This is a genomic window from Sediminicola luteus (assembly GCF_040566555.1).
GTDB lineage: Bacteria > Bacteroidota > Bacteroidia > Flavobacteriales > Flavobacteriaceae > Sediminicola.
Map to the genome: position 1 here is coordinate 87,760 of NZ_JBEWYP010000008.1, position 16,026 is coordinate 103,785.

15 protein-coding genes are annotated in these 16,026 nt (G+C 38.7%); 2 read left to right on the top strand and 13 right to left on the bottom strand.

Translation table 11 applies throughout. The features are described from left to right. Positions 1-3: 3 nt before the first annotated feature. The 5 genes from ABXZ32_RS13160 to ABXZ32_RS13180 all read right to left on the bottom strand — a co-directional run bounded on the left by ABXZ32_RS13160 (position 4) and on the right by ABXZ32_RS13180 (position 4,651). Positions 4-1,431 (bottom strand): amidohydrolase, encoded by a 1,428-nt coding sequence (locus ABXZ32_RS13160; RefSeq protein ID WP_354619147.1) that lies wholly within the window; start codon positions 1,429-1,431, stop codon positions 4-6. A gap of 13 nt (positions 1,432-1,444) precedes the next feature. Continuing rightward, positions 1,445-1,864: a DUF1801 domain-containing protein gene (locus tag ABXZ32_RS13165; protein WP_354619148.1), complete on the bottom strand. Its 420-nt coding sequence runs from the start codon at positions 1,862-1,864 to the stop codon at positions 1,445-1,447. Between the two features lie 234 nt (positions 1,865-2,098). Then, on the bottom strand, positions 2,099-3,409 hold the full coding sequence (locus tag ABXZ32_RS13170; protein ID WP_354619149.1) for a cryptochrome/photolyase family protein: 1,311 nt from the start codon (positions 3,407-3,409) through the stop codon (positions 2,099-2,101). Positions 3,410-3,420: 11 nt separating this feature from the next. After that, positions 3,421-4,113: an SDR family NAD(P)-dependent oxidoreductase gene (locus ABXZ32_RS13175; protein WP_354619150.1), complete on the bottom strand. Its 693-nt coding sequence runs from the start codon at positions 4,111-4,113 to the stop codon at positions 3,421-3,423. Between the two features lie 40 nt (positions 4,114-4,153). Then, entirely contained in the window at positions 4,154-4,651 is a 498-nt protein-coding gene (locus ABXZ32_RS13180; protein WP_354619151.1) for an SRPBCC family protein, read from the bottom strand. A 194-nt stretch (positions 4,652-4,845) separates the two neighbouring features. Between ABXZ32_RS13180 and ABXZ32_RS13185 the strand changes: the two genes are divergently transcribed. Next, positions 4,846-5,973, top strand: coding sequence for a T9SS C-terminal target domain-containing protein (locus ABXZ32_RS13185; protein WP_354619152.1), 1,128 nt, complete (start codon positions 4,846-4,848; stop codon positions 5,971-5,973). A 92-nt stretch (positions 5,974-6,065) separates the two neighbouring features. Further along, positions 6,066-6,911, top strand: a complete 846-nt coding sequence (locus ABXZ32_RS13190) for a DUF2911 domain-containing protein (RefSeq protein ID WP_354619153.1) — start codon at positions 6,066-6,068, stop codon at positions 6,909-6,911. Positions 6,912-7,106: 195 nt separating this feature from the next. On the opposite strand, the gene ABXZ32_RS13195 is transcribed toward ABXZ32_RS13190, so the two are convergent. From ABXZ32_RS13195 to ABXZ32_RS13230, 8 genes are all read right to left on the bottom strand, one after another. Then, complete coding sequence (locus tag ABXZ32_RS13195) at positions 7,107-7,808, bottom strand: NUDIX hydrolase (protein WP_354619154.1); 702 nt, start codon at positions 7,806-7,808, stop codon at positions 7,107-7,109. A gap of 272 nt (positions 7,809-8,080) precedes the next feature. Further along, the gene (locus tag ABXZ32_RS13200; protein ID WP_354619155.1) at positions 8,081-9,796 is read right to left on the bottom strand and encodes a sodium:solute symporter; all 1,716 of its coding nucleotides are present in this window, start codon (positions 9,794-9,796) and stop codon (positions 8,081-8,083) included. A gap of 105 nt (positions 9,797-9,901) precedes the next feature. Continuing rightward, positions 9,902-12,436 (bottom strand): PIG-L family deacetylase, encoded by a 2,535-nt coding sequence (locus ABXZ32_RS13205; protein ID WP_354619156.1) that lies wholly within the window; start codon positions 12,434-12,436, stop codon positions 9,902-9,904. A 78-nt stretch (positions 12,437-12,514) separates the two neighbouring features. Continuing rightward, positions 12,515-13,057: a mechanosensitive ion channel family protein gene (locus ABXZ32_RS13210; protein ID WP_354619157.1), complete on the bottom strand. Its 543-nt coding sequence runs from the start codon at positions 13,055-13,057 to the stop codon at positions 12,515-12,517. Next, positions 13,057-14,004 carry a septum formation inhibitor Maf gene (locus ABXZ32_RS13215; protein ID WP_354619158.1) on the bottom strand — a complete coding sequence of 316 codons (948 nt, stop codon included), beginning with the start codon at positions 14,002-14,004 and terminating at the stop codon, positions 13,057-13,059. The genes ABXZ32_RS13210 and ABXZ32_RS13215 overlap by 1 nt, the downstream gene beginning before the upstream one ends. A gap of 34 nt (positions 14,005-14,038) precedes the next feature. Then, a complete protein-coding gene (locus ABXZ32_RS13220) occupies positions 14,039-14,626 on the bottom strand; it encodes a Maf-like protein (RefSeq protein WP_354619159.1) in 588 nt (195 codons plus the stop codon). Positions 14,627-14,632: 6 nt separating this feature from the next. After that, positions 14,633-15,160: a KdsC family phosphatase gene (locus tag ABXZ32_RS13225; RefSeq protein WP_354619160.1), complete on the bottom strand. Its 528-nt coding sequence runs from the start codon at positions 15,158-15,160 to the stop codon at positions 14,633-14,635. Further along, complete coding sequence (locus tag ABXZ32_RS13230) at positions 15,144-15,908, bottom strand: Rossmann-like and DUF2520 domain-containing protein (RefSeq protein WP_354619161.1); 765 nt, start codon at positions 15,906-15,908, stop codon at positions 15,144-15,146. The genes ABXZ32_RS13225 and ABXZ32_RS13230 overlap by 17 nt, the downstream gene beginning before the upstream one ends. Positions 15,909-16,026 lie beyond the last annotated feature (118 nt).

Below are 16,026 nucleotides of genomic sequence, written 5' to 3' on the forward strand. Positions count from 1 at the left end.
GTATTAGTTTTTTCCTATTGGCGGTGGTCCAGCAGGAACAATGGCCTCATAGACTTCACTGCCTTTTCTCTCTTTATACTCTGCCTTAACCTTTTCTACCAATTTAGGATTCTCAAAAAGGTCAACCATGGTCATTCCCATGGCTTTGGCAGCATAGGCCATGCCTTTATGACCAATACTCATACCACCACAGGCTACTACTGCCCATGAGTGCCATGGCGTGCCCTTAGGTGCAGTGGTCACCCCTAAATTGATGTTGGCCACATTCCAGCTTACATCACCCACATCTGTAGATCCACCCCCTGGGTTTTCTCTCGTTTCTTCCAAAGGATAAATATTACTGTCCATCCCAACTTGTGCTTTCCCTGTCCCTTCCTGTATTTTCTTACCAAAGGCAGTTTCTTCCGCAGTGTAGGAAATAGGCCCCAAAAGTTCTAAGTTCTTTTGTATTATTTCGCCTCCGGAGCGGTTGACCAAAGTTTCATAAATACCTGATATCAATGATATTTTATAATCCACATTTGCCATGATGGCAGCACCTTCGGCCATTTTTTGAACCCTTTCATAGACTGGCATCATCCCACTGCGTTTACTATCGCGGACTCTTACCCATAACCTTGAGTAGTCTGGTACCACGTTAACTACCTGTCCACCATCTTGAATATGGTAATGGATACGAACTGTAGGTTTAATATGTTCCCTATAATAGTTGATGCCATTGGTATATAGTTCTAAGGCATCGGAGGCGCTACGGCCATTCCACGGGTCCATAGAGGCATGTGCCGCTTGACCAAAAAATTCAACCTTAAAATCTACCAAGGCCAAAGAGCTTTGTACATCCGCTTTTGTCTCTGCACTGGGATGCCAACTGATATTTACATCCACACCATCCCATATTCCTTCACGGACCATCCAAATTTTCCCAAAGAACTTTTCTTCGGAGGGCGTACCCATAAATTTAATGGTCCCCTTTAGTTTACCTTGTTCAATTAACTCCTTTGCAGCTATGGCCGATCCCAAACTTGCAGCACCAAAAAGGTTGTGGCCGCACCCATGTCCGGCTGCGCCTTCGTTCAGTGGATCTTTGGTTGGCTGTGCCTTTTGAGATATCCCGGGCAGGGCATCAAACTCTCCCAATACACTGATAACAGGACTTCCACTTCCGTAGGTGGCTACAAAGGCAGTGGGAATTCCGGCAACCCCACGCTCTACTTTAAAGCCATTTTTTTCGGCATAGTCAGCTAAAATATTTGAGGAATCATGCTCTTCAAAAGCTGTCTCTGCCAATGCCCAAATAGAATCACTAATCTTGATCAAAGCTTCTTCATGACGTTCCACAGAGGCTATGATAGCTTTTTTGTTGCTGTTCATTTTTTGGGAGAATACTGATGACGAAGCCAGCAGTACCATTAAAAAGATGATTTTTTTCATGTGTTGGGTTGATTTATGTATTGTATTTTTTATCAAAATGTGTAAAGGAAGTAGAAATCAGTTCTGTTAGAATATCCATGTCAATATCTGATAATTTTTTAATATAAAGGCATGATTTTCCTGTTTTATGCGGTCCTAATTTGGATAACAGTTTTTGGTATCCATCAAATCCATCTATGATATAAAGAGTGAGGTTTTGTTTCCTAGGTGAAAATCCTGTTATTAGCATATCGCCTTCTCTACCCGAATTGTATTTGTAGTGATAACTGCCAAACCCCACAATGCTGTTTCCCCACATAACAGCAGGCTTTCCAGTAATCTCTTTCATTTTTTCAAGTATTACAAAAGAATCTTCTCGCCTAGTTTCATTTTCGACGGTGTTTAAAAATTCGGTAACCGATGCATTATTGGGTATTGTTTTATTTTCAGACATATGGCTAACCTTTCCTAAATATAATGATAGAACATCAAAAATTAAAGAGTGCAAGGAGATATTTATATTCTATCATATCATCGTTTAACCAATATGATGTGCTCGCAAGAAATTATACCATTGATCTAGCATCATCAAAAGTCTAAATTCTTAGTAATAAATGAGGTTGGGAGTTTGCGCAACTGAATGTTGTAGGGATCAGAAAATTTAACAAACGCTTGTAAGTGCCGAACTTTAGGCCAAAGCTTCCTTGTATGTTCTCAAACAACGTTCCCTAGCTTCCTTATGATCTACCATCATATCTGGATAGGAGCTCTTATTCAGTTCTGGAATCCATTTAAGGATGTATTTCTTTTGGTTGTCAAATTTATCAATTTGAGTCATCGGATTAAAGATTCTAAAATACGGGGCGGCATCTACACCACTACCCGCTGCCCATTGCCAGTTACCCACATTACTACTCAATTCGTAATCCAGTAGTTTTTCTGCGAAATAGGCCTCTCCCCAACGCCAATCTATCAATAAATGCTTGCATAAAAAACTGGCTACCAACATCCTAACCCTGTTGTGCATGTATCCAGTGGCATTAAGTTCTCTCATCCCAGCATCCACAAAGGCATATCCGGTTTGTCCCTTTTTCCATTTTTCAAATTCTTCCTCATTGTTTCTCCAAGGTATCCGGTCGTACTTTGACTTAAAAGCATCGGTGACCGTATGGGGAAAATGCCATAGAATCTGCATGAAAAATTCTCGCCATATCAATTCACTCCAAAATATCTCGTTTTTTTCTGCAATGGCCTTTTTCATGATTTTACGGATAGATACCGTGCCGAATCGCAAATGCGGACCGAGTCTAGAAGTGCCATTTTCCATGGCTGGAAAGTTACGGGTATCCTCATAGTTGGCAATGAGGGTAGGAGTTACATCGTACTCATGAACCTTTATATCAGATTTTTTAAATCCAATATCCGATAGGGATAAGTTTGGAAGCCTGCTGTGTTGCACCAAGTTATGAAGGTATTGGCTTGTGTAGTGAATGTTAAGGTGTTCTTTTTCCGAAAAACCTTCTTTCCATTTATTTTTAAAAGGTGTATAGACCACATAAGGGTCCCCATCATCTTTGACGACCTCATTTTTTTCAAAAATTACCTGGTCTTTGAAGGTATGGAAAGGAATATCCTCTACTTTCAATAGTTTTTCAATAGCAGTATCCCTTTCCAAGGCATAGGGCTCATAGTCCCTATTGGTAAATACTTCTGCAATGTCATGCTCTTTAAGAAGGCTCTTAAAGATTTGAATTGGATTCCCCTTATACATGGCGATAGAGCTCCCATGATTATCTTGAAGTTCAGATCGCATTTGTTGCAAGGTGTCATGAATAAAGGTGACTCGAGGATCGTTCTCAGGTAGCTTTTCTAAAATTTCACTATCAAATATGAAAATAGGCAGCACAGGATGCTCCCCTTTTAATGCAGCTAAAAAGCCAATATTATCATCCAATCGCAAATCTCTCCTAAACCAAAAAACTGATACCTTATTATTCATGCATAATCTTTCTAGTTAACATTCAAAGTGGAGAGTCCTCCATCCACACCAATGATCTGCCCGGTCATCCAACTGCTATCATCGCTCAATAAAAATACGGCAATATTGGCGATATCCTCAGGAGTTCCTACCCTTTTTAAGGGATGTCTTTCTGCCATGGCCTCTCTTTTCTTATCGTTGTTCAATAATCTGGAGGACAATGGAGTATCTACCAATGATGGGGCCACCACGTTCACTCGCAATTTTGGCGCGTATTCTGCCGCAAGGGATTTGGCAAAACCTTCTATAGCCCCTTTAGAGGCAGAAACACTTGTATGGAAGGGCATGCCGCTGGTTACAGCAACAGTACTGAAAAAAACCATACTAGCGCTGTCAGTCATTTTTGGCATAAGTGTTTTAAGCACTCTGACAAGACTGAAAAAGTTCAAATGCATATCTTGCTCAAAGCTATCCAGACCCATCATTTTAAAAGGTTTTAAATTGATACTTCCTGGACAAAATACAAAACCGTGAATCTCATCTGGAAACTGACCAGCATCTAAATCATCTTTTGTGGTATCAAACGGTATGTGTTTGACATCCAAGTTCTCTATCCCTTCATTATTCCTCGATGCAATAAAGATATTGTTGTCCGATGCTAATTGGGTAACAATAGCATGGCCTATTCCGTGGGTGCCTCCTATTAATACTATGTTCTTCCTCATTTTTTTAATTTTTCTTAGTTGTATTTTATTAATGTGTACTTTAAAATGAATCAAATGTCAATTCGTTGGGCACATTCTCCATTGTTCCAAAAAGACTGTTCAATTTTTCCTCCCTGAATTTAAATATTTGCTTTAATTGCTTTTTTACAATGAAGGGGTGTGTCAATTGCCCCAATACTCCAAAGGGTAACTTGTAGTCAATTATATCTTCCATGATCACACCACCTTCAATCGGTTTTATAAAATGTTTATGGTGCCATAGGGCATACGGACCAAACAATTGGACATCCACAAAATAATGACCGTGTTCAACTTGGGTTATTTCAGACACCCATTTGGTTGTAAAACCAGGAAATGGGGAAACTTTATATTGTATGATCTGCCCAGGGAACATGGGTTTGTCATCTCCAGAAAGTATATGGAAACCCATATGCTCAGGGGTAATAGTCTTTAAATTTTTGGGTTGGGATAAAAAATCCCAAGCCTCTTGTTGAGAAATGGGCAATGCTTGTTTTGATCGTAATTGGTACAATTTCATCACTTAGGTTTGTCCAAAGATAGAGGTATTTTTGTTTAAATAATAATTAAAAAAGTTAAACAAAATAAAAATATTACGAATTGGTGTATAGAATGAATCACTTGGACTAAAGGTTATCGATGTATTGGATAAGGTCAGCTTAATTTATTTACTTTGAACTTCTAATTTTGTACATTTCCTTAATCGTACCAGTTATGAAAACATTTATTTTAAATATTTGCTTGGTTTTCTTTGTAGCCATAGGCTTTGCACAGGAAAATGTCAGGGAATTGGGGTTGCTTCCCGAGGCCATTTTTGAGACATCTGGATTAATATTTTACAATAATAAAATTGTCACCCATAATGATTCCGGCAATACGGCCCAGCTCTTCGAACTGGATACCACTTCTTTGCAGATAACAAGGACCATTACCATTTCCAATGCCGTTAATATAGATTGGGAGGATATAGCCCAGGACGACACATATATCTATGTTGGAGAAATTGGAAACAACAATGGTGGTAGACGGGATTTGGCGGTGTATAGGATACTAAAAACAGATTATAATACATCCAATTCGGTTGAGGCGGAGAAAATTGAATTTTCCTATGTAGACCAAACCGACTTTACCCCTAGTCCCAATAGCGACTGGGATGCGGAAGCCCTTTTCGTTTTAAATGATCAACTTGTTATTCTGACCAAACAGTGGCAGAGCAACGGTACGGTTGCCTACGGGATTCCTAAAATCCCAGGTACTTATATTGCCTCAAAAATTGGAGAATATACAATTAACGGATTAGTAACGGGAGCTAGTTTTAATCCTGATACCCAAGTCCTATATTTGATTGGATACTCCAAATTTTTACTGCCCTTTATCGTACGTGCCGACAATTTGGTGGCAAATAGCATATTTTCAGGAACCGTGGAGAAAAAGGAATTGAACCTTGGGTTCTTACAGGCAGAAGGAATTACCTTCATAAATGAAAACCATTATATTCTTTCGTCAGAAAAATTCACCAATAACAGTCCCATGATAACCTCGGAATCAAGACTTTTTTCATTTGATACATCAGATGAATTTATTGAAGAACCTTTACCGACAGAGAATAAGCAGGGCCTATTTATATATAAGCGATTTGGAGCAAGGGAGCTGGAATACGAGATTCAAGGCGAAATATTGGGAAGAGCTATTTTTGATACCCAAGGCCGACGCATAAATTATATTTTGGGGAAGGACATTAGGGAAAATACCGTCAACCTGACAACCTTAAATTCAGCAATTTACTACCTTACATTTTATACGGACAAAGGGACCATTTCGGCACCTTTTTGGATGAATTAATCGTAAGCTCCATTCCTATTATTTAAGGAATTCTTAACAAATCTACCGTGACATTATAGGTAGTTTTGTAGAAACGTATAAATCGTAATCAAATGAAAAAATTAGTACTAATATTATTAGCCGTAGTAGCTACCTATTCGGTACAGGCACAAATTGAAACTCCAGCCCCAAGTCCGGCCGCAAAAGTATGGCAGACTGTAGGGTTGACCGATGTTACTTTAGAATATTCAAGACCATCCATGAGGGGTAGGACTATTTTTGGAGATTTGGTACCTTATGATATGCTATGGCGTACGGGAGCCAATGCCAGAACAAAAATTACTTTTAGTGATGATGTGATGGTAGACGGACAAGCTCTAAAAGCGGGGACCTATGCTATCTTTACGAAGCCAGGATCTTCTTCTTGGGAGGTATTTTTCTATACAGATGCTCAAGGCGGGGGAACTCCTTCAGAATGGGATGAGTCTAAAGTTGCCGCAAAAACTACGGTTGAGGTCTATAAAATGGAAATGCCGATAGAGACATTTACAATGACTTTTGATGACCTGACCAGCAATTCTGCTGTTTTGGGTATCCTTTGGGAAAAAGCATATGTTGGAGTAAAATTTGAAGTACCAACAGATGCAATGGTAATGAAGGATATTGAAAAAACTATGGCAGGACCAGGTGCAGGAGATTATTATGCTGCAGCTGTGTATTATTATAGTGAAGGGAAAGATATCGCAAAAGCTAAGGCTTGGATGGATAAGGCAATGGCCATGACCGAAAAACCAGCTTTCTGGCAATTGAGACAACAATCTTTAATTTACGCAAAAGCAGGAGATAAAAAAGGAGCCATAGAAGCTGCTAAAAAATCTTTGGCCGGTGCTGAAGCTGCTGGTAACGCAGATTATATCAAAATGAATAAAGATTCATTAAAAGAGTGGGGCGCTAAGTAAGCAAACACCTTATAAGATTATCAAAAGCCCAACAGTTTTACTGTTGGGCTTTTTTTGTGGCTATCTGTTAGATAAAATGCTTTTCGAGATAAATATAGGATGACTTGTAAGCTTGTTGAAAAAATAGAAGTGAATTAATTTTGATAAATTGCTTGCTGAGATTAAAAAAGTTCAAATAATTTAGAATGGAGGTATTTAAATCTCAAAATTATACCCTTTTGCGATTAGGGTATCGAATTTTTCCTTGTTGAAACAGTAAAGGAATGCTCCTTTTTTTGATCCTGATTTATCTTTTTTTGTGGTCTTGTTGAGTATGTCCAGCGATAAAATCTTTTTTCTGAAGTTTCTTGGGTCCAGCTCACGTTGGTAAATACTTTCATACAGTGTCTGTAGCTCGGGGATGGTAAAATATTCAGGAAGTAGATTGAATCCTATGGGCTGATGACGGGCTTTATTCTTTAGTTTTACAATGGCATCTTCTACCATTTGGCGGTGATCCAGGATTAATTCTGGTATTTCATCCAAATTGAACCATCGGGCATCAAACTTTTCCACGTGTTCCAATTCAAAGTCGTTTATTCGGATCAAACTGTAATGTGCAATAGATATGACTCGTTCCCCTGGATCTCTATCGACATCACCATAAGTTTTTAGTTCTTCGAGATACACATCTTCCAAACCGGTACATTCAAATAAAATTTGTTTTGCTCCGTCCAATACGGAACTATCATTTTTTATAAAGGCACCAATTAAAGACCATGATCCTCTTAACGGTTCTACCTTTCTTCTAAAAAGTAGCAGTTTTAAATTCTTGGAATCGAAGCCAAAAATTATGCAATCTACTGCAACTAGTATTTTTTGTTCAACTCTATATTGGTGGGTGGCATTGATAAGCATAATTAACTTTAAAAGAGGTCGTCCTCGGATTAATTAAATTCTAAATCTTAAAAAGAAACATAGAAACATTAAAATAGGAAATGTATTAAGTGCTTCAAGTCATACTCCGATGATGCAAACGGATTTACCTAGCTTTCAATACAATTCCTTTCTGATAATCAAATGTACAAAATACAGTTAATAAAATGGCATTTTGCCCAAAACCTACGTCTTTGGGGTAGGGGAATTAGTAGATGATATTTAGATTCTCTATAGCAACTTTCTATGTGCAATTAAAGATCTTCGGGCTTAATAGGAGGATTCTTTAGTAATCTGTCAAAACCTTCTAAGATGAAGGCCAGGGTTATAACCAACCCACAGCCAAAAGCATTCAGCCATAAGTAGGACATCCAATCGTATTTATATCCAATGATCACTATAACTTGAGTGATTATGGCAGCAACAAAGACTCCATTCCCTTTGATATATTTGAAAAAGAAGGCTATTAAGAAAATACCTAAGACATTTCCATAAAATATAGATCCAATGATATTTACCAATTGAATCAGATTGTCAAATAAATTTGCTGCGCAGGCAATGATTATGGCCACGATGCCCCATAACAGGGTGAACAACTTGGAAATCTTTACATAGTGCTCGTCCGTAAGTCCTGAGATCCTATAGCGCTTATAGAGATCCAAGGCGGTAATGGTACCCAAGGCATTTAATTCCGAGGCAGTGGAGGACATGGCTGCAGATAATATTACGGCCAGCAAGAGTCCAACCAGTCCTTTTGGTAGGTAATTAAGGATAAAATGGATAAATACATAATCCTTATCATTGGTTTCAATATCGTTATCTGCCTTTTGGATCATGGCCTTGGCAGCATCCCTATTATATCTTTCTTTTTTATTAATTGATATAATATCCTGTTTAGCTTCTTCTGTGGCATCATATTCCTTAAGGTCCAAGGCAGCAGAATATCTGTTTTGGGCCATTTTCTTTTCTACTTCCAATTCTAAATGCCCTTCTTCCAATATCTTGTAGTCATTGGCCAAAGGGGATTGCATTACCGCCTTGGTTGCAGCCGGATTGAAGTTTAACGGAGAGGAATTATATTGATAGAATACGAAGACCATAACGCCCACCAAGAGGATGAAAAATTGCATAGGAATCTTCAAGATGCCGTTAAAAATTAACCCTAATTGGCTTTCCCTTACAGATTTACCTGATAAATAGCGTTGAACCTGACTCTGGTCGGTCCCAAAATAGGCCAAGGCCAAGAACAATCCGCCGGTAATACCACTCCAAAAAGTATATCTTGTATTCGTATCCAGGTCAAAATTCAGGATATCCAATTTATTACTGGCTCCGGCAATCTTTAATGCTTTACTGAAGTTAATATCATTGGGGAGATAGCCCAGGATAAAAAAGAAGGCAACGAACATACCGGCCATAATGATGAACATTTGTTGCTTCTGGGTGACGCTTACAGCTTTAGTTCCCCCGGAAACGGTATAGATGATCACAAGGATTCCTATAATAATATTCAAAGTCCATAAATCCCATCCAAGAACGGCAGACAATATAATGGAAGGAGCATAAATGGTAATTCCTGCAGATAATCCCCGTTGTATGAGAAATAGAAAAGCGGTAAGGGTACGTGTCTTTAAATCGAATCGGTTTTCCAATAATTCATAGGCAGTATATACTTTTAATCTATGATAAATAGGAATAAAAACAATACAGATGATGATCATGGCCAGGGGCAGGCCAAAATAGAATTGAACAAAGCCCATTCCATCGTGGAACGCTTGTCCAGGTGTGGATAAGAAAGTAATGGCACTTGCTTGTGTTGCCATAACGGAAAGACCAATGGTCCACCATTTGGCCTCACTGCCTCCTAGCACATAGTCATTAACGTTTTTGCTTCCACGTGTTTTCCAAACACCATAGCCTACAATAAATAATAAGGTACCTACTAGTATACTCCAATCTAATACTCCCATATTACTTATTAAGTGTCATTATGAAGTAAAAAATAAGAATGTAGATTACATTTAATATGAGTACCGCAGTATATTCTTTCTTCCAATCAAATTTATCTTGCATGGCTAGTTTTTAAGCGAATTTTCTGGATTGCTATTTTCTTTGCCTAAAGATAGCATATTTGCGAATAGTTTATAGGCCCCGGCAACACCTTCCGGTAATTCCCTAAAGAAACTCAATCCTGTGTAAATATAATTGCCTTTTCCATAAGAAGCCACTAATAAACTGCCATTGGTTGGGGATTCTCCTTTGTCTTGCATTGAAAGTATCGGAGTGAATTCCGTTCCCCATTCATTGGGGAAATACAAACCTCGTTCTTGTACCCAACCGTCAAAGTCGGTTACGCTGATTTTATTTGGGACATTTACAATGGGATGCTCCTTAGCCAAAATGGTCACAGGAGAATTTTCATCGGCTACCCGATCTCTAGAAACATTTAGTGGGTAGGGGGCAAGATTGTGAAAATTCAAGCCATTTCTTCCAGAGGTGTTGTATTGAACAATTAAATTTCCGCCATCTTTTACATAGTCCAACAAATATTTTTGTTTAAACCTCAAGGCATCCACAACGTTATAAGCCCTTATTCCCACTACAATAGCATCAAATTTTGATAATGTTCCTTCCTGTACACTATTGAGGTCTATAGGGAAAACCTTGTACCCGATTTGCTCCAAACTCTTTGGGACATCATCTCCAGCACCCATGATATATCCAATATTTTCACCTTCTTTCTGAATATTTAATCGGACTACCTTTACAGAAGCTGGTAAGAGCACAGATTGTTTTGGGATATGGTCATAATTGATGACCACCAGCTCTTGGGAATACACCTTTTTGTTGACAGTAACCCTAGGAGTAATTTCTCCTTCACTTTCTTTATTTGGTGGGGTTACTTTAAAATAGACGGTGCTTTCGTCTCCTTTTTGAGCAATATTAAAATTGATCTCTGTAGGGGTCACCTTCCAGTTTTTAGGAACCTCCAATGAAATAACACCACCAATATTGTCTTTGCCCGACCTAATATGAACAGGTAATTCTTTGGTTTCCGAATCCGAGAATATGATAACCTTGTCATTGATGCGGGTAGTAATTTGCGGTAATACTTCAAATGGCTCATAAAGTTCCCCTTTATCAGGTTTTGAATAATGGTGAACTACAGGACTGTTTATCGCGATGGGTGTGCCATCTATTATCAGATTGAAGGTTACCGTAAAAGGAATTGGGGTTTCGGCTTTTCCAATTAGTTTTTGATTATCAACCGCATACATTCCCAAACTTCCCTTTTTAGTTAGCCAATAGGGGCTTGTATAATCCGTATTTTCAGGAATTTTAAAATCTATTTTGAAATTCTCTTTTATATTGGTTTTTAGTGGTAGGTTAGGGGATAGGGCATCTTGAGCGCCAGAGATTTTGATGCTGTTCAACTGAAGATTGGCATTGCTCCTTTGCAATACTTCAATATCAATAGTGATGGTGCTGCCCGGAACGGCATCTGTTTCCTCAGAGGAAGCCTCTAAATATAATCCCGCAACTGCTGTAATAATTTCTTCTAATTCTTTTGTTTTGATAGATCTCCAGTGCTCATCTGAAATATTTTGCAGGAGCTTATAGGCCTCCATCAATTCAGGCAAATGAACAGTTGGATCCTTGAAGTTAAAGTTGTTTTCAACCCCATATAAAAGTTCTCCAATGGCTTTGCCGCCTTTTACTCTGGACCAAGAGGTATCTATACCATCAAAAACATTGTTCTTGTCCAAGGGTAGATCTCCTTTGAGCAGTTCTATATATTCATCTTCACTACCTCTGGTTGAAATTCTTCCGAAGCCTTGACATAAATGCTGGCTGCTGGCCATAGATGCAATCTCATTATTGGAAAGCCCCATTAAGGGATAATAAACACCCACATCCAATGAAAGCATATTGGATTTATCCGCATTTTTGAAATTCTCTTCACTGCCATAGAACCACCAACTTGTGTTGAAGAACAACCGCTTGGGTTGCCATGTCTCTGTAAGGGTTAACTGGGAAGGGTAGGCGTTTTTATCATTGACAAGGTCAAACGCCTCTACACTCAACATGGCCGAAGAGGTATGATGTCCGTGCGTAGAACCTGGTGATCTATGGTCAAATCGGTTGATGATCACATCGGGTTTTAAATTTCGAATGGCCCAAACAACGTCGCCTAAAACAGCTTCTTTATTCCATATTTCCAAGGTTTCGTCCGGGTGTTTGGAATATCCAAAATCGTTGGCTCTTGTAAAATACTGTTCGCCTCCATCTATCCTACGTGCGGCCAATAATTCCTCTGTTCTTAGAACCCCAAGAAGTTCCCTTAATTCTGTTCCAATAAGATTTTGTCCCCCATCTCCCCGTGTAAGGGATAGATAAGCAGTTCTAGCCTTTACTTCGTTGGACAGGTATGAAATTAGCCTGGTATTTTCATCATCGGGATGTGCGGCAATATAAAGGGCTGTGCCTAAAAAGTTCAATTTCTGAACGGAGTGGTAAATGTCGGAAGTTGTGCTTTTTTTTGGCAGTTGGGCAAGGATCAGATTAGTGGAAAATAGTATCCCTAAACAAAATACCAGAAAGTGGCGCATGCTGTTGATTTTTAGTTGGCCCTCAAATATAGAAAGATTAACAACTAACGAGTAATTTTTAGAAATTCTTTAACAAGACTAAAGGATACCGGTTCCATCCTCATCTAAATGGACCTGTTTTTCAATAAGGACAACTCCTTTTTGTAATAATAAATTGTTAGGGTAGGTAAGTTGTTCCCCATGATCGTTGATCATATGAAAATAAAACGCCTTAATGTCTATAATTACCGCTTCATCCGGAACCTCTTTGTCCAAAATCCGTATCCTGTCACCTATCTTAAACGGAAACGAGAAAAACAAAATGACTCCCGCTGTAATATTGCTCAAGATGGACCAGTTCGCAAAAAGGGCGACCCCCAAAATAGCAAAGACTGAAGAAAACACCAAGCCTAAATCCTTAACATTTATCCCCCACACAAAAATTAGAACACTAACCAGTAAAATGGTATGTCCCACAGAAACATATTTTATGATTAGCCTTGTGCGGGCTTCATGTATATCCCGTAATTTTCCAACCTTCCGGATGGCCTTGATACTTATAAATCTAGAGATCAACAAAATTAAGATACAAACAACGGTACCTACTAATTCCCTTTGATATTCAATAATTAATTCCTCCATTACTTTAAACCTAAACTATCACGCAAAAATAGGTCACTGTTATGGTTTTCTTGCCAATAAGGAGTATTTATTGTTTTAATTTTTGAAGCTCTGGTCGTAAGTAACTTGGCCCCATCACCAAACCCGCTTGGAGCTTTTTCAGACCAATTTTCTATGGTATAGGGGAATTTGGCACTAAAGTTTATGGACAAGGTCCTTTCCAAGGTTGGGTATGATATCGTATAATTGGTCAATGCCCCATTATTGGTCAGGCTTGCAGTAGCCTCATAGGCCTTGAATTCTTTATGGTGCAGTCTCGTATATTCCATGGAAGGTATGATCTGGATTGAGCCTGTAGGTAAATTTCCTGGATCAATGCGGATTTTGTTCCAAAGTTCATCCTCCAAAAGGGTCTTGGTTAATTTAAATTCTTGATCTGCCTCACTTTCAAAATAAGAGTGCGATAGTACTTCAAATTTTTCCTTATTGTTCAATTGTGCGTAAACGTGCCCGCACCATTCCTGAACACTATTGGAAATTTTGAGGGCATGGGAATTATCATGTACCGGGAAAAAACTGCTCGTCATGATGGAGTAGGGGTAAATTCCGGTCAGGAAATTTTTGGTTGTATTTAGTTTTAGGACAGGAATGTTACTTGCATTGCTCTGATCTGCCTTTACTTGTTTATCAGCTGAAAATGGTTCTGTCACATATATTAATACTGCTGACCCGTCCCTAATCTCACCGTACCTAGCCTGCTCAAGTTTATAAGAACTAATTTCTGCTTTACCTGCATACCAATACTCCTTAAAGGCCACAGATAATTCTTTTTTGGGAACCTGTGTTTTTTGGTTGTCCTTTACTGATGTTTGGGTGTTTTCTTTAGAGGTTACCTTTCTACAAGAACTGAAGGAAAGGGTTGTCAAAGCCAATAAAATAAATATTTTAAAATTGAAAGGTAATTTCATTTTCAAGTGTTTTTTCAAAATTACCCAAAATCGCCTAGCTAGCCATATCCATTAACGTTTTGTAAACGATATGTGTGGGAAGTCCGACAACATTAGCGTAAGACCCTTCAATTTGCTCTATACCTATAAGCCCAATCCACTCCTGTATGCCATATCCGCCAGCTTTATCAAAGGGTTTGTAATTTTCTATATAATATAAGATCTCCTCGTCGGAGAGCGGTTTAAATTTTACTTTGGTACTGTGATATTCCGTTTTTTGCGATGAAGATGTGGTAAAACAAACGGAAGTGATTACCTCATGCCAATCATCGGACAAGGTTTTGATCATCTTGTAGGCCTCCTTTGCATCTCCTGGTTTGGCCAAAGAACTGCCGTTGTGCCACACAACGGTATCCGAGGTGATCAATATCTCATGATCTTTGAGTTCGTTTTTAAAGGGGGAAGCTTTTAAAACTGCCAGATAATCTGAAATTTCGGCACCTTTTAATCGGTCAGGATAAATTTCTTCCACTGGTTTTAGGCGAATTTCAAAATCAAGCCCCATTTCCCTAAAAAATTGCTGACGTCTTGGAGAGCCGGAAGCCAAAATGATCTGAAATTTTTTTAATTGTTCCTTCAACATAAATCCCTAATCGTTTCTAGCATTAAAATTTCCTTCCCAGTCGCCCCTGACCTTTAGAACTTGTTCGATGACATCCCTGACACATCCTTGTCCGCCATTGATGTGTGAGATGTATTTACAAACTTCTTTTACCTCTGGTACTGCGTCCTGCGGACACGTGGGTAAGGCAACCATTTGCATAACGGGAATATCCGGAAGATCATCCCCCATATAAAGGATCTGTTCAGGTTTAATACCATAAACATCCATATATTCTTTTAATGGTTCATCCTTGTAATGGGCTCCCAGATAGATATCTGTTACGCCAAGGCCTCTAAAGCGGCTTCTAACGCCTTCATTGGAACCTCCAGAAATTATACAGACATTGTATCCTTTTTGAATGGCCGTTTTCAGGGCGAAACCATCCTTGATACTCATTTTTCGCAGCATTTCGCCAGTGGTTGTAATGGTAACGGTACCATCCGTGAACACCCCATCCACATCAAAAACAAAAGTATCGATGTCCTTGAGGTATTCCTTATAACTTTTGCTCATAATCTTTCTTTATTGAATTGCTAAGTAAGGAATAAATTTCCTTATGGGTTTTATTTTCGAGAAGTCTTAGGTGATTGTTGATGGTGATCTTATCTCCTCTTCTGGCCGGACCGGTTTGTGCTTCATGAGGATTTAGGACACTTATTTTATTGGCCGTTTCCTTTATCAGGGGATGTAAAAGTTCGAATGGAATTTTATTTTCATCACAAATTTCACTTCCGATCTGATAGAGGTGATTGGTGAAATTATTGACAAATACGGCCGCTAAATGGATGGTTTTTCGCTGTTCCGAAGAAATATTAAAAACTTTCTCTGAAATTAAATGGGCCAATTGTTTTAATACTATTTCATCATCTTTCTGTGCTGCTTCCACACAGATCGGAATTTCCTTAAAATCTACCTTTTTATTCTTGGTAAAGGATTGTAAGGGATAAAACACTCCCTTTCTTTGGATTGGTGATAGATCGTCCAGGGAACAACTTCCTGATGTATGCACTACGAGCCCCTTCTTGTCAGCAAGTTTTTGGGATACCTCATTAACGGCATCATCACTAACTGCAATGAGGTATACATCTGCTTCTTTTATGTTTCCATAATCCATACTGACCTCCGAGAGTTTGGAGTAGACCGCAAGCTTTTCTTTAGATCTGCCCACCACCTGAAGAATCTTTACTTGGTTTGTTGCTGAAAAGGCGTCGTATAGATGTTTGGCAACATTACCGGTGCCTAGGATTACAATTGAAATCATGCCCAAAAATACAAATTAATGCAGTGTTTGCTTGGGAAATAATTAACAAACTTGTTTAACTTTTTAAATGTGGCATTGGCCGCTAAAATGATAAAAAGACCGTATTTTTGCGCCTGAA